The 17,925-nt window shown below is 68.2% G+C and carries 15 protein-coding genes and 1 pseudogene; 8 read left to right on the forward strand and 8 right to left on the reverse strand.

Annotated elements, in window-relative coordinates; genetic code table 11:
• From HMPREF2914_RS10895 to HMPREF2914_RS10910, 4 genes and pseudogenes are all read left to right on the forward strand, one after another.
• A pseudogene (locus HMPREF2914_RS10895) lies at positions 1-308 on the forward strand (glutamine synthetase); the annotation flags it as partial.
• A gap of 156 nt (positions 309-464) precedes the next feature.
• Positions 465-1,835: an APC family permease gene (locus HMPREF2914_RS10900; protein ID WP_003088677.1), complete on the forward strand. Its 1,371-nt coding sequence runs from the start codon at positions 465-467 to the stop codon at positions 1,833-1,835.
• 487 nt (positions 1,836-2,322) lie between these two features.
• Complete coding sequence (sstT, locus tag HMPREF2914_RS10905) at positions 2,323-3,552, forward strand: serine/threonine transporter SstT (protein ID WP_003088680.1); 1,230 nt, start codon at positions 2,323-2,325, stop codon at positions 3,550-3,552.
• 120 nt (positions 3,553-3,672) lie between these two features.
• The gene (locus tag HMPREF2914_RS10910) at positions 3,673-4,575 is read left to right on the forward strand and encodes an RluA family pseudouridine synthase (RefSeq protein WP_003111649.1); all 903 of its coding nucleotides are present in this window, start codon (positions 3,673-3,675) and stop codon (positions 4,573-4,575) included.
• A 157-nt stretch (positions 4,576-4,732) separates the two neighbouring features.
• On the opposite strand, the gene HMPREF2914_RS10915 is transcribed toward HMPREF2914_RS10910, so the two are convergent.
• The 4 genes from HMPREF2914_RS10915 to cmrA all read right to left on the reverse strand — a co-directional run bounded on the left by HMPREF2914_RS10915 (position 4,733) and on the right by cmrA (position 9,476).
• Positions 4,733-6,607 carry a DUF3857 domain-containing transglutaminase family protein gene (locus tag HMPREF2914_RS10915; protein WP_003088690.1) on the reverse strand — a complete coding sequence of 625 codons (1,875 nt, stop codon included), beginning with the start codon at positions 6,605-6,607 and terminating at the stop codon, positions 4,733-4,735.
• Positions 6,608-6,781: 174 nt separating this feature from the next.
• Positions 6,782-7,042, reverse strand: coding sequence for a membrane protein insertion efficiency factor YidD (gene yidD, locus HMPREF2914_RS10920; RefSeq protein WP_003088692.1), 261 nt, complete (start codon positions 7,040-7,042; stop codon positions 6,782-6,784).
• 58 nt (positions 7,043-7,100) lie between these two features.
• Entirely contained in the window at positions 7,101-8,456 is a 1,356-nt protein-coding gene (locus HMPREF2914_RS10925) for a hypothetical protein (protein ID WP_023091889.1), read from the reverse strand.
• A gap of 87 nt (positions 8,457-8,543) precedes the next feature.
• Complete coding sequence (cmrA, locus tag HMPREF2914_RS10930; protein WP_023091888.1) at positions 8,544-9,476, reverse strand: AraC family transcriptional regulator CmrA; 933 nt, start codon at positions 9,474-9,476, stop codon at positions 8,544-8,546.
• 581 nt (positions 9,477-10,057) lie between these two features.
• On the opposite strand from cmrA, the gene HMPREF2914_RS10935 reads away from it, so the two are divergent.
• Positions 10,058-10,354 (forward strand): antibiotic biosynthesis monooxygenase family protein, encoded by a 297-nt coding sequence (locus tag HMPREF2914_RS10935; RefSeq protein ID WP_003088696.1) that lies wholly within the window; start codon positions 10,058-10,060, stop codon positions 10,352-10,354.
• A 57-nt stretch (positions 10,355-10,411) separates the two neighbouring features.
• On the opposite strand, the gene HMPREF2914_RS10940 is transcribed toward HMPREF2914_RS10935, so the two are convergent.
• The gene (locus HMPREF2914_RS10940; RefSeq protein ID WP_023091887.1) at positions 10,412-12,406 is read right to left on the reverse strand and encodes an alkaline phosphatase D family protein; all 1,995 of its coding nucleotides are present in this window, start codon (positions 12,404-12,406) and stop codon (positions 10,412-10,414) included.
• Positions 12,407-12,734: 328 nt separating this feature from the next.
• Here HMPREF2914_RS10940 and HMPREF2914_RS10945 point away from each other — a divergent pair, with 328 nt between their 5' ends.
• Positions 12,735-13,241, forward strand: coding sequence for a sigma-70 family RNA polymerase sigma factor (locus HMPREF2914_RS10945; protein ID WP_003088700.1), 507 nt, complete (start codon positions 12,735-12,737; stop codon positions 13,239-13,241).
• Complete coding sequence (locus tag HMPREF2914_RS10950) at positions 13,238-14,191, forward strand: FecR family protein (RefSeq protein WP_015503017.1); 954 nt, start codon at positions 13,238-13,240, stop codon at positions 14,189-14,191. Before HMPREF2914_RS10945 ends, HMPREF2914_RS10950 begins: the two co-directional genes overlap by 4 nt.
• A 37-nt stretch (positions 14,192-14,228) precedes the next feature.
• Here HMPREF2914_RS10950 and cynS read toward each other — a convergent pair whose 3' ends face one another.
• Together cynS and cynT are read right to left on the reverse strand one after the other, a co-directional pair.
• On the reverse strand, positions 14,229-14,699 hold the full coding sequence (gene cynS / locus HMPREF2914_RS10955; RefSeq protein ID WP_003088707.1) for a cyanase: 471 nt from the start codon (positions 14,697-14,699) through the stop codon (positions 14,229-14,231).
• A 39-nt stretch (positions 14,700-14,738) separates the two neighbouring features.
• Entirely contained in the window at positions 14,739-15,401 is a 663-nt protein-coding gene (gene cynT / locus HMPREF2914_RS10960; protein ID WP_003139674.1) for a carbonic anhydrase CynT, read from the reverse strand.
• A gap of 114 nt (positions 15,402-15,515) precedes the next feature.
• Here cynT and cynR point away from each other — a divergent pair, with 114 nt between their 5' ends.
• Positions 15,516-16,403 (forward strand): transcriptional regulator CynR, encoded by an 888-nt coding sequence (gene cynR, locus HMPREF2914_RS10965; protein WP_003088709.1) that lies wholly within the window; start codon positions 15,516-15,518, stop codon positions 16,401-16,403.
• A 6-nt stretch (positions 16,404-16,409) separates the two neighbouring features.
• Here the strand turns inward: cynR and HMPREF2914_RS10970 are convergent, their stop codons facing one another.
• Positions 16,410-17,795 carry an MFS transporter gene (locus HMPREF2914_RS10970; protein ID WP_049875601.1) on the reverse strand — a complete coding sequence of 462 codons (1,386 nt, stop codon included), beginning with the start codon at positions 17,793-17,795 and terminating at the stop codon, positions 16,410-16,412.
• Between the last annotated feature and the right edge of the window lie 130 nt (positions 17,796-17,925).

Here is a 17,925-nt window from a genome sequence, read left to right on the forward strand (position 1 = left end):
GCGTGGCCGGCGCCGACGCCAACCCCTACCTGCTGCTGGCCTCGGTGCTGGCCGGGGTGCACCACGGGCTGACCAACAAGGTCGAGCCGGGTGCCCCGATCGAAGGCAACTCCTACGAGCAGCTGGAGCCGAGCCTGCCGAACAACCTGCGCGACGCCCTGCGCGAACTGGACGACAGCGAGATCCTGGCGAAGTACATCGATCCGAAGTACATCGACATCTTCGTCGCCTGCAAGGAAAGCGAGCTGGAGGAATTCGAGCACTCGATCTCCGACCTCGAGTACAACTGGTACCTGCACACCGTGTGAGCATGGGCGGGCGGCTCCGGTCCGGCGCCGCCCGCCCGTTCTTCCGTCGAGGTTCCCACCCTTGCTGAAGGTAGACGGCGGCAAGCCTCCGGTTTCCGCCCGTCCGCCTTTCTTTGCTGTGCATTAGAAAAAGAAGAAATCGAGGCAAGCATACCCATGTCGAATCCTCCCCCTACCGCAGAACGAACCCAGCTTCGCAAGTCCCTCAAGCTGTGGCAGATCGTCATGATCGGGTTGGCCTATCTGACCCCGATGACCGTCTTCGACACCTTCGGCATCGTTTCCGGGATTTCCCAGGGACACGTGCCCACCGCCTACCTGCTGGCCCTCGCCGGCGTGCTGTTCACCGCAATCAGCTACGGCAAGCTGGTCCGCCAGTTCCCCACCGCAGGCTCGGCCTATACCTACGCGCAACGGGCGATCAATCCCCATGTCGGCTTCATGGTCGGCTGGTCGTCGCTGCTGGACTACCTGTTCCTGCCGATGATCAACGCGCTGCTGGCGAAGATCTACCTGACCGCACTGTTCCCCGAGGTCGCGCCATGGGTCTGGGTGGTGATGTTCGTGCTGATCATGACCCTCATCAACATCAAGAGCGTGAACCTGGTCGCCAATTTCAACACCGTCTTCGTGCTGGTCCAGCTGGCGATCATCGTGGTCTTCATCGGCCTGGTGATCCATGGCCTGAACAACGGGGAGGGGACCGCCACGGTGCTCAGCACCCAGCCGTTCTTCTCCGAGCACGCGCATCTCTCGGCGATGGTGGCGGGGGCGACGATCCTCTGCTTTTCCTTCCTCGGTTTCGACGCGGTGACCACGCTGTCCGAGGAAACCCGCGACGCCGCCAAGGTGATCCCGCGGGCGATCTTCCTCACCGCGCTGTACGGCGGGGTGATCTTCATCACCGTGTCGTATTTCCTGCAGTCCTATTTCCCGACCAACGTCCGCTTCAAGGAGCCTGACGCGGCGTTGCCGGAAATCGCCCTGTACGTCGGCGGTAAGCTGTTCCAGTCGATCTTCCTCTGCGCCACCTTCATCAATACCCTGGCGTCTGGCCTGGCCTCCCAGGCCAGCGTGTCGCGCCTGCTGTACGTGATGGGGCGGGACAACGTGCTGCCGGAGCGGATCTTCGGCTTCGTCCATCCGAAATGGCGTACGCCGTCGATCAACGTGCTGATCGTGGGCATGGTGGCGCTCTCGGCGATCTCCTTCGATCTGGTGACGGCGACCGCGCTGATCAATTTCGGCGCCCTGGTGGCCTTCACCTTCGTCAATCTCTCGGTGATCGTGCATTTCTATGTGCGCGGCGGGCGCAACCGCAGCCTCAAGGAGCATTTCCACTACTTGGTCCTGCCATTGCTCGGCGCGGCCATCGTCGCGGTGCTCTGGCTCAACCTGGAAAGCACCTCGCTGGTGATGGGGCTGATCTGGGCCGGGCTGGGCTTCGGCTACCTGTTCTACCTGACCCGCAGCTTCAGCCGTCCGCCGCCGCGCTTCCAGGAGAGCGAACTGAGCCCGACCCAGTGAGGTGAGCGGTGAATGGATTCAGCGAAAAAGTGAAGGAAAAAGTTTGGTAATCTTCACGAAATTTTCACGGTGACGGGTCAATCATGGACCCATGGCTAACGGACTAGCCCCCCATCTGAAGCCCGCCTCACGGCGGGCTTTGGCTATCTGCAGACAGCGAATTCCGCGTTTTCCCTCCTTTTCACAGGGGTTTCCGGCCTCCCGGCTGGCAATGCACCTGCGACGACATGTCCGAATCCAGACAGAATTGGACGCCCCCAAAAAGCGCAGACACGGCTAGAATCCACGCCGTCCCGATCCGGTTCGATGGCCGTGGCGGGGGAGCCCGGTATCCGCTGGTCGGTGTTTCCTGTGGTGCTGCGCGTCCTTCCCTAGACTACCCGGCTCGCTCGAACCATCCCTTCGCGGGGGCGGAACGGCACAGGGTCGTTCGGCATGGAAGCTGCCTGGGCCGGCCTTCGACACACCTATAAGAGTAGAAATCTGCATGACATACCCTGAACGTCCCCTGCTTCATCTGCTGACGCGTACCAGCCTGGTGGGCCAGATCATCGTCGGCCTGATCGCCGGCCTGCTGCTCGCCAGCTTCTTCCCGGCCGCCGCGCTCAAGGTCGGCTTCATCGGCAAGGTCTTCGTTTCCGCGCTGAAGGCCGTCGCGCCGGTACTGGTGTTCGTCCTGGTGATGGCATCCATCGCCAACCACAGGCAAGGCCAGCAGACCCATATCCGGCCGATCCTGCTGCTGTACCTGGTCGGCACCTTCAGCGCCGCGGTGGTGGCGGTGATCGCCAGCTTCGCCTTCCCCTCGAGCCTGGTGCTGGCCAGCCACCCGGGCGAGATGTCGCCTCCGGGCGGCATCGCCGAGGTGCTCCAGTCCCTGCTGCTGAGCGTGGTGGACAACCCGGTCAACGCCCTGATCTCGGCCAACTTCATCGGCATCCTGGCCTGGGCCATCGGCCTCGGCATCGCCTTCCGCCACGCCAGCGATACCACCCGCAACCTGCTCTCCGAGCTGTCCAACGGCGTCTCGCTGATCGTCAAGGTGGTGATTCGCTTCGCCCCGCTGGGCATCTTCGGCCTGGTCGCCTCGACCTTCGCCGAGTCCGGCGTCGAGGCCCTGAAAGGCTATGCCCACCTGCTGGTGGTGCTGCTCGGCTGCATGCTGTTCGTGGCCTTCGTGGTCAACCCGCTGATCGTGTTCCTGAAGATCCGCCGCAATCCCTATCCGCTGGTGCTGACCTGCCTGCGCGAAAGCGGCATGACCGCGTTCTTCACCCGCAGCTCGGCAGCCAATATCCCGGTCAACCTGCAGCTCTGCGAGCGCCTGGGCCTGCACGAAGACACCTATTCGGTATCGATCCCGCTGGGCGCGACCATCAACATGGCCGGCGCAGCGATCACCATCACCGTGCTGACCCTGGCAGCGGTGCATACCCTGGGCATCGCCGTGGACGTACCGACCGCGATCCTGCTCAGCGTGGTGGCGTCGGTCTGCGCCTGCGGCGCATCCGGCGTGGCCGGCGGCTCGCTGCTGTTGATCCCGCTGGCCTGCAGCCTGTTCGGGATTCCCAGCGAGGTGGCGATGCAGGTGGTAGCGGTAGGCTTCATCATCGCGATCCTCCAGGACTCCGCGGAGACCGCGCTGAACTCCTCGACCGACGTGCTGTTCACCGCCGCCGCCTGTCTGGCGGAGGAGCGCAAGGCGAGCGCCGCCTGATTCGATCCCTGGATCACGGAAGAAACCGCCCTCGGGCGGTTTCTTCGTTTCGCTCCGGCGCGCTTTGACCTGTGCGCCGCGCTGCGGCCTAATGTTCGCCCGTCCTTCCCGAGTTGCCGCATGTCGTCTCCTTCCTTGCCCGACGCCAGTCTCCGCGCCAGCACCCTGCATCTGCCGGCCGGCCCCTGGAGCACCGTGCTCGATTGTCTCTGCGCGCGTTTCCCGGCCATCGACCGCGACACCTGGCTGGCGCGCATGCAGCGGGGCCGGGTGCTGGACGCCGAGGGGCGTGCGCTGGGCCCGCAGGCGGCGTATCGCGAAGGCCTGCGTGTGCACTACTTCCGCGAGTTGCCGGCGGAGGCGCCGATCCCTTTCGAGGCGCGCATCCTGTACCGCGACGAGCATCTGCTGGTGGCGGACAAGCCGCACTTCCTGCCGGTGATGCCGGCCGGCGGCTATGTCGAGCAGACGCTCCTGGCGCGGCTGGCCCGCAGCACCGGCAATCGCGACCTGGTGCCGCTGCATCGGATCGACCGGCATACCGCCGGGCTGGTGCTGTTCTCGACCAATCCCGGCAGCCGCGGGCGCTACCAGGCGCTGTTCCGCGAGCGGCGCATCGACAAGTACTACGAAGCGATCGCTCCGGCCTTGCCGCGACTGGACTTCCCGTTGCTGCGCAGGACCCGCCTGGTGCCCGGCGAGCCGTTCTTCCGCATGCGCGAAGGCGAGGGCGAGCCGAACAGCGAGACGCGCATCGAGGTCGCCGAGCGCAACGGCCGCTGGTGGCGCTACCGGCTGTATCCGGTGACCGGCAAGAAGCACCAGCTGCGCGTGCACCTCGCGGCACTCGGCGCGGGTATCCAGAACGACGGGTTCTATCCCGAGCTGCTGGACGCCGAGGACAGCCCCGACGATTACCGGCGGCCGCTCAAGCTGCTGGCCAGGGGGCTGCGCTTCGACGACCCGCTGAGCGGGGAGAGGCGTACGTTCGAATCCGGGCTGCGGCTCGATTGGCAGGTGTAGGCGACAGGCTCGCCAGCGGAATGCTGGCGTACGTCGCCGACCCGGAGCGCATGGCGCGTTTCTATGAGCAGGCGCTCGGCCTGGAGGGCTGCGCGGGCGAGTAGAAGAATCGCCCGCTGTGCGGCTGGACGCGCCCGCCGGAGCGGGCGCGCGTCGCTCAGGGACGCTTGTCCAGCTTGACCACCAGGCGCAGTTGCTCGACGCAACCGCGGCTCTGCTCGATCAGCTTGCCGAACTCGGCGCTGTTGATCTCGTCGTGGTTGAGCCAACTGGTCTTCTGCACTTCCCGGTAGCGATAGTGGTAGCCGCCGTCCTTGGCCGGTTCGGCCTGCAGGTCGATGTCGAACCAGGGGCTGCGGATCTCGCAACTGTGCGCCGGCTCGTCGGTCTTGCCGCCGGACAGGCTGATGTCGTAGGAGGTGATCTGCGGTTCGCCCAGATACAGCTCGGCCAACTGGCCTTCGCTGCGGTACTTGGCGAACGCGTCCCACTGGCTGGCCAGGTCCTGGCGGTTGTAGAAATACTCTCCGCCGAGCCGGTCGAGGGCGCGGCGGTCGGTAAGCCTGGCACTGATCGTATAGCTGGGCGGCAGCACGAACTGGCTGTCGTCGCGCTCCAGCACGCAGTCGCTGCCTTCCTTGGCGAAGTTGCGGCACAGGTCCTGGTCGGTGCTGGTGCGGCCGCGTTGGCGATCGGCGACGCTGAGCTGCATCAGCGGCGCATTGGAAAGCTCCACGCGCGACTCGACCCGGGCCTCGCCGTCATGGGTGTAATGCTCGCTGCGGGTCACGCGCAGGGTGTCGCCGGGCGCTTCCAGGGGAATCTCGTCGCGCCGCACCTTGCCGTCGGCGCCCAGCACCAGCGCCCAGCGCTGCTGGATGTCGGGCATGGTGCGGCCGGGAGCGAACACCGGGTTGGTCGGGTCCAGCCACCAGGTCTTGCCGTCCACCTCGGCGCGGACGATGGCATGGTTCGGCGCGTACATGCCGGGCACCAGCAGGTCCCAGACCACGTCGCCGCGGCTGACCAGGGTCGGTTCGGCCTTGATCCCGGCGGCCTTGAGCATGGCGGCGAGGAGGATCGCCAGGTCCTTGCAGTCGCCGTAGCCATTGCGCTCGATCTCCGCCAGGGAGAAGGGCACGTAGCCGCGCTCGCTGGCGCGCCAGTCGCCCAGGTAGCGGTAGGTGTCGTTGATGTACTGCATCAGGCCGGCGACCTGCTCGCGGGCCGGCTTGCCCTTCACCGCGGCGACGGCCGCCGCGGCGCCCTTGGGCAGCTCCGCGGCGAGGATCTCGTTGTAGCGCGCGGCGAACGGGCCGAAGTTGTCCTGCAGGTCCAGCGAACTGCCCAGCTCCAGGCGCGGGGTATGGCGCAGGTAGGCGTTGCCGGCTTCGTTGATGTAGTTGGTGTATTGCGGCTTTTTCAGGCTGACCTTGAGGGTCTTCTTGTCGGCGCTCTGTTCGATGCGATAGGCGTCCATCAGCTCGCTGCGCACGAAGATCGGCCGCTCGGCCTTGAACTCGGCGACGAAGCGGTCGTCGCGCACCGGCATCGGCGGGCGGCTGAGAATGTAGTGGAACTGGGTGCTCAGCGGCTTGGCGGTGAAGTGCTCGCGCAGGGTGTAGCTGATGCGGGTGCCGACGCGCAGGTTGGGGAACGCCAGGGAGGTCTGGCGTTCGCGCAGGAAGCCCTGGTCCGGGTTCGGCGCGGTGCGCGTATCGATCTGCGACTGGTCCAGCGGCACCGGCTTGCCGCCGGGCTGGGTCAGCTCGGCCTTCTCCACGATCAGGCTGTCGGTCTCCGCGTAGCTGCGATCGATGCGCGAGAGCATCTCGCGGCCGCTCGGCTTGAGGATGGTGAAGCTGTAGGTGCTCACGCAATCGGTGCTGTTGTCGGCGTTGAACTGGCAGCGGAACTCGGTTTCGCCGGCCAGCGGCGCTTCGGCGATCGGTTGCAGCGCGGCGAGGGCTGGGGTGGCGGCGCAGAAGACGCTGGCGGCGAGGAAGGAAGGGGAGAAGGGATGACGGGGCATCGGAGCCTCAGGATGAAACGTTTGAGCGGAACTCCCCGGCGTAGCCGGGCGCAAGGGGGCGCCGGGCGATAGCCGGGGAGATGGACCCTGAATGATAGGTTTTATCAATTCCGCATGTCGACCGGCGGGTCCGGTTATGTGCGGGATGTCGCCGTTGCGATCTTTTCGCCGGCTTCATTCGCCGGGCTTCGCCGTTCTGTGGCAGGCGCACGCCTGTTCCTGGCGCTCCGGAACCGGGTCGTAGCCGCCCGGGTGCCAGGGGTGGCAGCGCAGCAGCCGGCGCGCGCCGAGGTAGCCGCCTCGCAGCGCGCCATGTACGCGGATGGCTTCCAGGGTGTAGTGCGAGCAACTGGGGTAGAAGCGGCAGCGGGGACCGATCAGCGGGCTGATTGCGTACTGGTAGAAGCGGATCAGCCCGATCAGCAGGAACTTCATGGCGAGCCCTCGGCGGGGTTGCGGCGGCGAGCGGGCATTGTAGCGCCGTTGTCGGTCCTCAAGGAGCATTCTCCGCTGCGCAATAAAGGGTCCGCCCGTCGACGAGGCTGCGAGCAGTCGCCAGGCGGCCGCGCAGGCCGGGTTCTTCCGGCGCCAGCGTGCCCTCGCGCCAAGCGCCTCCGCGCAACGGAATCAGCGCCGAACGGCCGTAGCCCGGGCAGTACGCCTCGGCGTCGCCCTCCAGGTAGTCGACGCCGTCCAGGGTCAGCTCGCCGACATTCCAGCGCGCGCCGAGGTAGGCCTGGCGAAACGGCCCGTAGGCAAGGACGTAGAAGCCCCCGCGCACCTTGCTGGCCGCCGTGGCGAAGCCGATGGTGCGGCGCGGTTGCGGGATCACCAGCAGCGGTCGCCGTGGGTCGGCGAAGGCCTCCTGCAACTCGACCAGGCGCTGGCGGGTGGCGCCCATCTCGCGCCGGTAGCGCTCGCCGCGCGCCCGCGCGTCGTCGGGAAGTTCGCTCCAGGCCGGAGGCTGGTCGCGCAGCAGGTAGTCCAGCGGCCAGGTGCCGGCTATCGCGGCTTCCTTCCAGTCCGCGTCGTCGTCGCGCAGGTCCAGCAGCACTCCGGCCAGCGCGCCGATCTCGTAGGCTTCGCTGTCGACGCCGACGCCGATCTCGTTGGCATCGTAGAAGGCCAGCGCGTACTCCCGCAGCGCCTGCCGATAGCGTTGCGGATCCTCGGCGAAATCGGTGCGGTAGCGCGCGGCGGCGGCCATCTCGATGTAGCGCGCGGTGCCTTCGCTGAGATCGACCTGCGCCGCCAGCCGGCTTTCCTCGGGAGCCGCTTCGCGCCAGCGGCGCAGCCAGCCCTGGGCGTCGCTCAGGTAGCTGTCGCGCTGCCCGGGCGTGCGCAGGGCCTGGAGCAGCGACTGGAACAGGGCATAGCGGTATTCCCGCGGGCGCGGGTCGAGCGTGGCCAGGTCGCCGCGATAGCCACCGGGCTTGCGCAGGCCCGGCCAGTCTTCCTGGGCGTAGCGATGGAAGGCTTCGTGCGGGCCGATGGCGGCCAGCGTCTCGCTATTGCCGGTATTGCTCCGCAGGTGCGCGGCGCTGATCTGCAGCAGCACCGCCGGACGGCCCCGGTAACGCGGAAAGGCATAGCTCAGGTCGAGATCCGGGTCGCTGTCGCCCGCCACCGTGGTACGCTGCGCGCGGCCTTCGGCATCGGCGACCCAGGTACTGCGGCCATCGCTGTAGAGGAAGGCCTTGTCTGCCATCCGCCAGCCGGGCCAGAGTCGTTCGCTGTGCTGGCCGACGGCATGGGCATAGGCCAGGTAGCGGCGGGCGAACGACTCGCTGTCCGTCGCCGCGGCGGGAAGGGACAGGGCAAGCAGGAGCAGGGGCAGGGCTCGGGTCATGGCGGGTACGGTTGCGCAAGGTCGGTCGGGGCGACGAAGGTATCCCGCCGCTTCCCGATTGACCGTCGCGGCCGCTGCCGCGTTCCCCTAGGCGGTGTTGCGCGCCCGCGCCAGGTCGCGCAGCGGCGGGGCGCCGAACAGCCGGCTGTACTCGCGGCTGAACTGCGACGGGCTTTCGTAGCCGACCCGGTAGCCGGCGGCGGCCACTTCCAGGCCCTCGCTGAAGATCAGCCGGCGTGCTTCCTGCAAGCGCAGCTGCTTCTGGTACTGCAACGGGCTCATCGCGGTCACGGCCTTGAAGCGGTGGTGCAGGGTCGAGGGGCTGAGGTTGACCACCTGGGCCAGTTGCTCGATGCGCAGCGGCTTGCCGTAGTTCTGGTTGATCCAGTCGATGGCGCGGGTGATGCGGTGGGCCTGGCTGTCGGCGATGGCGATCTCGTGCAGGCGCTGGCCCTGGCCGCTGCGCAGCAGCCGGTAGAAAATCTCGCGGAGGATCAGCGGCGCCAGCATCGGGATGTCGCGCGGGCTGTCCAGCAGATGGATCAGGCGCAGCACCGCATCCAGCAGGCTGGCGTCGATACGGTCGACGTAGAGGCCGCGGTCGCCGCGCCGGCTGGCCACTTCCATGGGCCCGGCGTCGGAGATCAGCTGGGTGATTTCCGCCGGGTCGATATCCAGCCGGACGCAGAGGTAGGGCGCGTCCGGCGAGGCGTCGATCACCTGGCCGGCCAGCGGCAGGGTGACCGAGACCACCAGGTAGTGCAACGGATCGTAGATATAGCGTTCCTCGGCCAACTGCACCTCCTTGCGGCCCTGGGCGATGATGCACAGGGCAGGTTTGTGCATGCCGCGCGCCGGCAGGGTGGGGCCGTCGGCGCGGATCAGGGCGAGGGGTTCGACGGCGGTGCCGTAGATACCGTCGCGGGGGCAATGCCTGAGCAGCGACTGCGCCAGTTCGCTCTGGCGCTGGCGCAATTCGGCGGGGAGATCGACGGAAAGAAGCGGGGCGTTTTCGCTCATGCGGGGACTCGCGGGGGAAACCTTCCCAAGACTAGCGCGCGTCGCGGCGACAGGCATCCATCGCGCTGCGCGATGGCAGGATCAGGCAAGCATTCGCCAGGAACAGGCAAGCCAGCTCGTTTCACCGGGCGCAAGCGGATGAGAAAAAACCGGAACGCGGCAGTTTCAGGCAAGAACCCGACAGTATCCGTCTACCGATTCCCCGCGCCATCCCCCTAATCTGACTGGCATGGCGGAATCTCCGTCATGCCGATGGGAAATACCTGCAGGGGGACACACCTATGTCAAATCAACAGGCCAGACTGTCATCGGGCGGCGTGCCGCCGGAGCGCGCGCCGGGCGCTTCCCGTTCGCGGTCGCGCGACGGCGCGCTGGTCCCCGACACGCCTTCCCGTTCGCCTGCCGGCCCCGCCGCGGGCGGCGCGCTGGCGCGGACCCATCCCGGCAACTGGTAATCGGAGGCAGGGCACATGCGTCACCCTTACACCCCACAGCGGCCGGCCGGCGTCTCGGCGCCGCCGGCCCTTCCACTCCTGGTGCCGCTTGCGCAGCGGCGAATCCATGTCGAGGAGGCAGAGAGCATGCCAGCGTTCAATCGGGCCAGTCACCTGGTCAGCATTCGCGCCCGCAGCGGCCAGTCGCACCGCCTCGGCCTGCGCCTGCAAGAGCTGGCGCAGGCGGGCCAGGCCGCGCCCGGTTGCCTGCGCTACGAACTGCGCCAGGCGGACGGGGACGCCGACCTGTGGCTGTTGCACAGCGAGTGGAGCGATGAAGCTGCCATGCAGGCGTACCTGTCCGGCGACGCCCAGCGGGTCTTCGCCGAGGTGCTCTGGCAAGCGCTGGCGGCGACCCTGGACGTGCAGGAGCGGCCGTTCTGAAACCGGGCGGGCGGATGACGCGGCGCGGCGTCCGCCCGTCCCCCTTGTTCTGGCGTCTCAGCGACCCGGCGCGACCGGCGACTGGTCCGCTCGTTCGTCTTCGACGTCGCGATGTCGCTCGAAGGCGGTCGCCGGCGAGCCATCGGCATTGACCTGCAACACCGCGCGCGGACGGCCGTCCTCGCCAATGAATACCTGGCCGATCCCGGCGCTGTTCCACAGGCGCTCGCCGGCCTGGCTGTGCTGCGGAACGCGCGGGCGGATTTCCAGGCTGCGCCGCTGGGTCAGCCAGTTCAGCGGCGACCAGGGCGCATAGAGCCAGCGGTTGAGGCGGTCGAACCAGTCCAGCAGGCGTCGCGGGAATTCGTTCTTGATCCCGCTGCTGGTGATCTGCCAGAGCCGGGGCCCGTGCTCGCGGTGGCGAATCCGGATGTCGTAGACGAAGGAGTAATGCACGTCGCCGGAAAGGATCAGGTAGTTACCCGGCGTGCGCGAGTGGCGGAAGATGTTCATCATCACCGAGGCCGCGCCGCGATGGGCCATCCAGTTTTCCGCATCGACCAGCAGCGGCTGGCCGATCCAGCTGAAGAGCTTCTGCACGCCCTCGATCAGCTTGACCCCGAACATCGGCGCCGGCGACACGATGATCGCCGCCTTTTCGCCGAGCAGGTCCTGCTGGAGTTCACTCAGCGCCTCCCAGTCCATCAGCCCGGAGGGCCGGCCCAGGTTGCGCTCGCTGCGCCAGCGGCGGGTGCGCGTGTCGAGGACGATCAGGGTCGGGCTGCCAGGCAACCGGTAGTGCCAGTGCTGGAAATCGAGCAGGGCATCGAGCAGGCGGTCCTGCTCGGCGCAGGGCAGCCGGCCGTCTGCCGCTGCGCCCTCCATCAGGGCCGCGACCGGCGCCAGCCATTCGCCGCAATGCTGCGGGTCGTTGCCCCAGCCCTGGCAGAGCAGGTAGGCGAGCAGGGCGTTGCCGATGATCCGCCGGGAGAACGGATGGCCGTAGGCGGTCAGCTCCCAGCGCGCGGAAAGGTTCCAGTCGTCGGTGATGTCGTGGTCGTCGAAGATCATCAGCGACGAGATATGCGCCAGTGCCCGCGCCACGCCGGGCAGGCCATCGCGGAAGGCTTCGATGTGCCGGCGCTCGTCGGTGAAGCGCTGCGCGTGCCGCGCATCCAGCCCCGGCGGCGGTTCCAGCCTGACCAGGCGCCAGGGCGCCGGCGACCAGACCAGCAGGTACATCGCCAGCACCTCGGCCAGGCCGACCAGATGGTTGTGGGCGTTGGCCGAGGTGAAGATCGGCTTCTTCACCCCGCCGAAGAAGCGCTCGCGCAGGGCTTCGTTGGACTTGAAGGCGGGCAGCAGGTCCTCGCGCCGGTAGTAGGTGGCCGGGTGTGCGTAGAGCGCCTCGCTGTCGTCCACCAGCGCGCCTTCCAGGTGTTCGCCGTACAGGCCGAGGCGGCGGATCAGCCCATGGATGGCCACCAGCATCGGCCCGGCGACGTCGTCGGCGTAGACCTGGTCGCCGCTCATCATCAGCAACGCCGGGCGGCTTTCGGCCTGCAGCAGGTTTTCCTCCAGCAGCCGGTCGACCTGCAGCAGGCCATCGGCCGCCGGGTGATGCGGCTTGCGGCAGGAGCCGTGGAGCAACTGGTCGAGACGTGGCTTGAGCACCAGGCTGGCGCGCTGGCGACCGGGGTAGAGCAGATGCGGCGCCCATTCGGCGATTCCCGCGGGCTCCCGGCCGTCGGCGGCCAGACGCAGGTCGTAGTCGACCAGGCGGGCGCAGGGCAACGGCGGGTCGAGCGCGACATCCAGCAGGTGCAGCCAGGCATGGGTGCCGATGCGGATGGCCGAGTGGGTTCCTTCCGCGAGGCGGATCCGACGCTCCGCCTCGCCTTCGCTGGCGAGGACCAGCTCGATGGTCGTCGGGCATGACGTGGCCAGCCAGAACACCAGGCGCTCGGGCTCTGCGCGGCGCAGCAGGGGGCCGGCCAGAACCAGGGGCAGGGTGTCGTTGGGCGGGGTGTCGTTGGGGAGCGAGGCGGACATTGGTGCGGGCGCTGTCGACGCGGCGAAACAAGCTGACGAGTATGCCGCTTTCCGCGGCTCGCGGCGTTGCCATTTCGTAAGGAATGGCGACAGTCGTCGGCGGACGACGATCTTCTAATGCCAAAAAGTTAAGTACACCTTAATTAATATTCTTTTTTGCGTTCTGGCTTCTGCGGCATATTGCCTTCCGCGCAGGCCCCGGCGGCCTGCCATCGCTGTTTGCGGGAGGGACACGTGCAATCCGACGTCGGCGCCGCCTCCCGCCGATCAAGGTTTCGCCTGCCACCCCGACGCCCGGTGGCGCAGGCCCGTAGCACGAGAGTGCGGAATGGGCATGGATCAGACACGCAATCGCCTCGTCGGCCTGATGTTCCAGAACGATTATTCCTGGCTGAGCGGGCGCCTGCGGCGCTACCTCGGCTGCCCCCACAGCGCCGAGGACATCGCCTCGGAAACCTTCCTCAAGGTCCTCGCCCTGCCGGACCCGGCAAGCATCCGCGAGCCGCGCGCGCTGCTCACCACCATCGCCCGCCGGTTGATGTACGACGGCTGGCGGCGCCAGGACCTGGAACGCGCCTACCTGGAAAGCCTGGCCGGGCTTCCGGAGGCCCTCGCGCCGTCCGCCGAGGAGCAGGCCCAGGTGGTGGAAACCCTGCTGCGCCTGGAGCGCATGCTCGCCGGGCTGTCGCCGAAGGCCCGCGCCGCCTTCATCCATAGCCAGATCGGCGGACTGACCTACGTGGAAATCGCCGGCTTGCTGGAGGTTTCCGTCAGCCGCATCCACCAGTACATGGTCGAGGGCTTCAAGCAGTGCTACCAGGTGCTTGCCGAATGAGCCAGGGAAGGCGCGAACGCATCCTCGACGAAGCGGCGCAGTGGATGGCGCTGCTGCAATCCGGCCATGCCGGCGCCGAGGAGCGCCTGGCGTTCCAGCAGTGGCGCCAGGCCGACGCCGAGCACGGTGCGGTGTTCGACCGGCTCAGCCTGGGCTTGCAGTCGTTTCGCGACGAGCCCTTGCACGGCTTGCGCGCCGAGCAATTGATCGGAGCCCTCGAGGCGCCGTCCGCCCGTCGCCGGTTTCTCCAGCGCAGCCTCGCCCTGGCGGCGTTCGGCGTGGCGACGCTGGCGCTGGGGCGGATCGGCATCGTCGGCTTCCCCTGGCCCGGCGACCTGTATACCGGCACCGGACAACGCCAGAGCTTCCGCCTGGAGGATGGCAGCCAACTGGTGCTGGACGCGCGCAGCCGGGCACGCCCCGAATTCGATGGCTACCGGCGTCGCCTGCGCTTACGCGAGGGCCGCCTGCTGGTTGACGTGGCACGGGATCCGGCGCGGCCGTTCGTCGTCGACACCGGGCGCGGCCAGGTCGAGGCGCAGGGAACCCGCTTCCAGGTCAGCGATGACGGTGCCAGCTCGCGGGTGGTGGTGCTCGAGTCGCGGGTGCGGATCACCACGGCCGACGGACGGCAATGCTTGCTGGAGCGCGGCCAGAGCGCGCGTTTCGACGCCTCGGCGATTCTCGCCCGAGGTCCTGCCGAAGGCGGCGAGAGCGCCTGGCTGGATGGCCGGCTGGAGGTCCGCGACCGTCCGCTGGGGGAGGTGCTGGAGGCGTTGCGCGCCTATCGCCGCGGCATCGTCAGCGTCGCCGACGACGCGGCGGCGCTGCGCGTCAGTGGCATCTACCCGCTGGACGACAGCGGCGTGGCGCTGGCATTGCTGGAGCAGAGCCTGCCGATCCGGATCGACTACCACGGGCCCTACTGGGTCAGCATCGCCAGCCGCTGAGGCGCGCGCCCGGTGGCGAGCCGGGCGGCGCGACGCTTCAGAACGGCTTGGTCGGCAGGTACTTGCCGTCGAGGGTGATCACCGCCCGCGAGCCGCCTTCCGGGTCCTCGACCTTCTTGATGTCCAGCTTGAAGTTGATCGCGCTGATGATGCCGTCGCCGAACTGTTCGTGGACCAGCGCCTTCAGGGTGCTGCCGTAGACTTGCAGCATCTCGTAGAAGCGATAGATGGTCGGGTCGCTGGGAATGCCGCCGGGAATGCTGCCGCGCAGCGGGATGCTTTGCAGCAGGAGCACCGCGTCGTCGTCCAGGCCGAGTTGGGCGGCGACCTTGCGCGCCGCCGCCTCTGGCAGGGCATGCTGGCCGAGCAGGGCGGCGGTGACGAAGGTCAGGGCGAGACCGGTGCCGTCGGCCAGATCCTGCCAGGACAGGCCCAGGCGGGCCTTGTTCAGGACCACGGTCTCGGCCAGTTGCTGGCGCGCGTTGGGGGACACTTGGCTGTGTTGCATGGGATGACTCTCCTTGTGGGTGGTTGTGAGGGAAGGGATTCAGGCGACCGCCTGCCCGGGGTCGCCGCCTACCGCGCGCACTTCGGGATGCTCGGCGAGGGAGACGAAGCGCCGGCTGGCGCCGTCGAGGGCGTCGATGCGGCCGCTTTCGATGTCGTAGACCCAGCCGTGCAGGTTCAGCCGACCCTGTTCCAGGGCGCGGGCGACGCAGGGGTGGGTGCGCAGGTTGGCCAGTTGGGCGATCACGTTGTGCCGCACCAGGGCGTCCAGCCGCGCCGCCTCGGAGGCGTGTTCGTGGGCGCTGTTCATCGCCCGTGCGGCCTCGGCGTGGTGCAACCAGCCGGCCACCGCCGGCAACTGGTCGAGACAGGCGCAGGACGCGATGGCGCCCATCGCGCCGCAGTCCGAGTGGCCGCAGACCACGATGTCGCCGACCCCGAGCACCGCCACCGCGTATTCCACCGAGGCGCTGACCCCGCCGGGCTGCGGCCCGTAGCCGGGGACGATGTTGCCGGCATTACGGATCACGAAGAGTTCGCCGGGCTCGCGCTGGGTCAGCAGCTCGGGGACCACCCGGCTGTCCGAGCAGGCGATGAACAGCGCCTTGGGGGCTTGCCGGGTGGCCAGGGACTTGAACAGTTGCGAGCGCGCCGGGTAGGCGTCGCGCTGGAAGCGGAGAAAGCCGTCGATGATGTCACGCATGGCGCTGGGCTCCTGGCCGTCGAATGGTGGGGCCAGGATGCGCGGATTGAGCCATAGGGTCCAAGACCGGTTTATTATTCCAATCATTGGTCTGGCCTATAGTTGGATGTTTCCATGCTGCTTCGCCACCTGCGCTACCTGCTCGCTGTCGCCGAGCATCGCAACTTCACCCGTGCCGCCGAGGCGCTGCACGTTTCGCAACCGACCCTGTCGCAGCAGGTGCGGCAACTGGAAGAGCAACTGCGCGTGCAATTGCTCGACCGCTCCGGCAGGAGCGTGCGTCCCACCGATGCCGGCGAGCTGTACCTGCTTCATGCGCGGCGTGCCTTGCGCGAGCTGGAAGCGGCGCAGCGGGCGATCCACGAGGTGCGCGACCTCAGTCGCGGCCGCCTGCGCCTGGGCATGACGCCGACCTTCACCTGCTATCTGGTGGGCGCCCTGGTGGATCCGTTCAATCAGCGCTATCCGGGCATCGAGTTGAGCCTCGAGGAGTTGCCCCAGGACGCCCTGGAGGCGGCGCTGATCGACGATCGCCTGGACCTTGGCGTGGCCTTCAGCGAGCCGGGTTCGGTGGAGATCGACAGCCAGCCGCTCTACCTGGAGCGCCTGGGCCTGGTGCTGGGGGCGGAACACCCGGCGGCGAACGCGCCGCTGGCCGCCGCAGCGCTGGCGGAGTTGCCGTTGGCGTTGTTGCGCGACGACTTCGCCACGCGCCGGCACATCGACGCTTACCTGCGCCAGCAAGGGGTGACGGCGCGGGTGGCGCTGGAGGCGAACTCGATCAGCGCCATCGTCGACGTGGTTCGCCGCGGACGGCTGGCCAGCATCCTGCCGGAGGCGGTGGCGCGCCAGCAGGCCGGGTTGCGCTGCGTGGCGCTGCGGCCGGCGTTGCCGACCCGCCAGGTAGCGCTGTTCTGGCGCCAGGGCAGCCATCCCGGCGCCGCGCGCCTGGCCTTCCAGGCCCTGGCGCTGGAACTCGGCGCCGAGCTGGGCGACGCCTGAGGAGGATCAGCCGCGACTCGGCTGCAACGCCGCGGGTTCCTCGCGGCGCAGGCGCAAGGCCAGGGCGGCGCCGAACAGGGCGAGCAGGGCGCTGAGCGCGGTCACCCATTCGATGCCGCGCGCCTGGCTGGCCAGCAGGCTGGCGGCATCGGCGCCGCGTACCTGGGCGTTGGCCAGCGCCACCAGCAGGGCCAGGCCGAGCGCACCGCCGATCTGCTGGGTCATCGAGGCCATCCCCGAGGCGACGCCCTGTTCGGCGGGATCGACGCCGCTGGCGGCGCTGACCCACATGGCGGTCCAGGTCATGCCCTGGCCGACGCTGAGGATCACGATGGCCGGCAGCAGCGCCAGGAAGCCGCGCCCCAGCGGCAGACACGCTGCCAGCAGGCCGAGCCCGAGTGCGCCCAGCAGCAGGCCGGCGACCAGCGTCGCGCGTGCCCCGTGGCGGGCCAGCAGGCGCTCGGCGACGCGGATACCGAGGGTGCAGAGCAGAGTCGCCGGGAGGAACGCCAGGCCGGTCTGCAACACGCTGTAGCCGTACACCGACTGGAAGTAGATGGCCAGGAAGTAGTACTGCACGCCGTAGCTGCTCATGAAGATCGCGGTCAGCAGCATCGCCACCTGCAGGTTGCGGTTGCCCAGCAGGCGCAGCGGCATCAGCGGGTCGCGGCTGTAGTGTTCGATGGCGAGGAACGCCAGTAGCAGCGGGATGGAAAGGTAAAGTCCGAAACGTACCGAGGGCGCATCCCAGCCCGACTCGGGGCCCTGGACCAGGGCGAAGACCAGCAGGGTGGCGCCGGCGGTGACCGTCAGCGCGCCGGCCAGGTCGAAGCGCCGACCGCGCTGGCGCCGGGCGTCGGCCGGGATCAGGCGCAGGGCGAGCAGCGCCGCGGCGCCGGCCAGCGGCACGTTGACCAGGAAAATCGAGGCCCAGCCGAACAGCTCGGTGAGCGCGCCGCCGAGCGCCGAACCGAGGGCCAGGCCGAACGCCGAGGCGATGCTCCAGATCGCCAGGGCACGATTGCGCGCCGGGCCCTCGGCGAAGTGATTGCCGATCAGCGCCAGGGTCGCCGGGAACAGCAGCGCGCCACCCAGGCCCTGCACGGCGCGGGCGAGGATCAACGGCAACTCGCTCTGGGCCAGGCCGCCCGCGAGGGAGGCGAGGGCGTACAGGCTTTGCCCGAGGACGTACATGCGGCGCCGGCCGAGCAGGTCGGTGGCGCGCCCGCCGAGCAGGAGGAAGCCGCCGAAGGCCACCGTATAGGCGCTCACCACCCATTGCAGGCGTTGCGCCGAGAAATCCAGCGCCCGGCTGATTTCCGGCAGGGCGACGAACACGATGGTGGCGTCGAGGGCGATGATCAACTGCGCGCAGGCGAGCAGGGCGAGCATCCAGTTGGAAGGGGCGGCACGGTCCGTCACGGCGGGACTCCTGGTCTGGGTTGGGCGCGGCCAGTGTTTCTCATGCTGGAATCGTGATAAATAGCCTCTCCGTCCTTTCACTGATGAAAATAATCATCGA

Source organism: Pseudomonas sp. HMSC067G02 (assembly GCF_001813485.1).
Classification (GTDB): domain Bacteria; phylum Pseudomonadota; class Gammaproteobacteria; order Pseudomonadales; family Pseudomonadaceae; genus Pseudomonas; species Pseudomonas aeruginosa.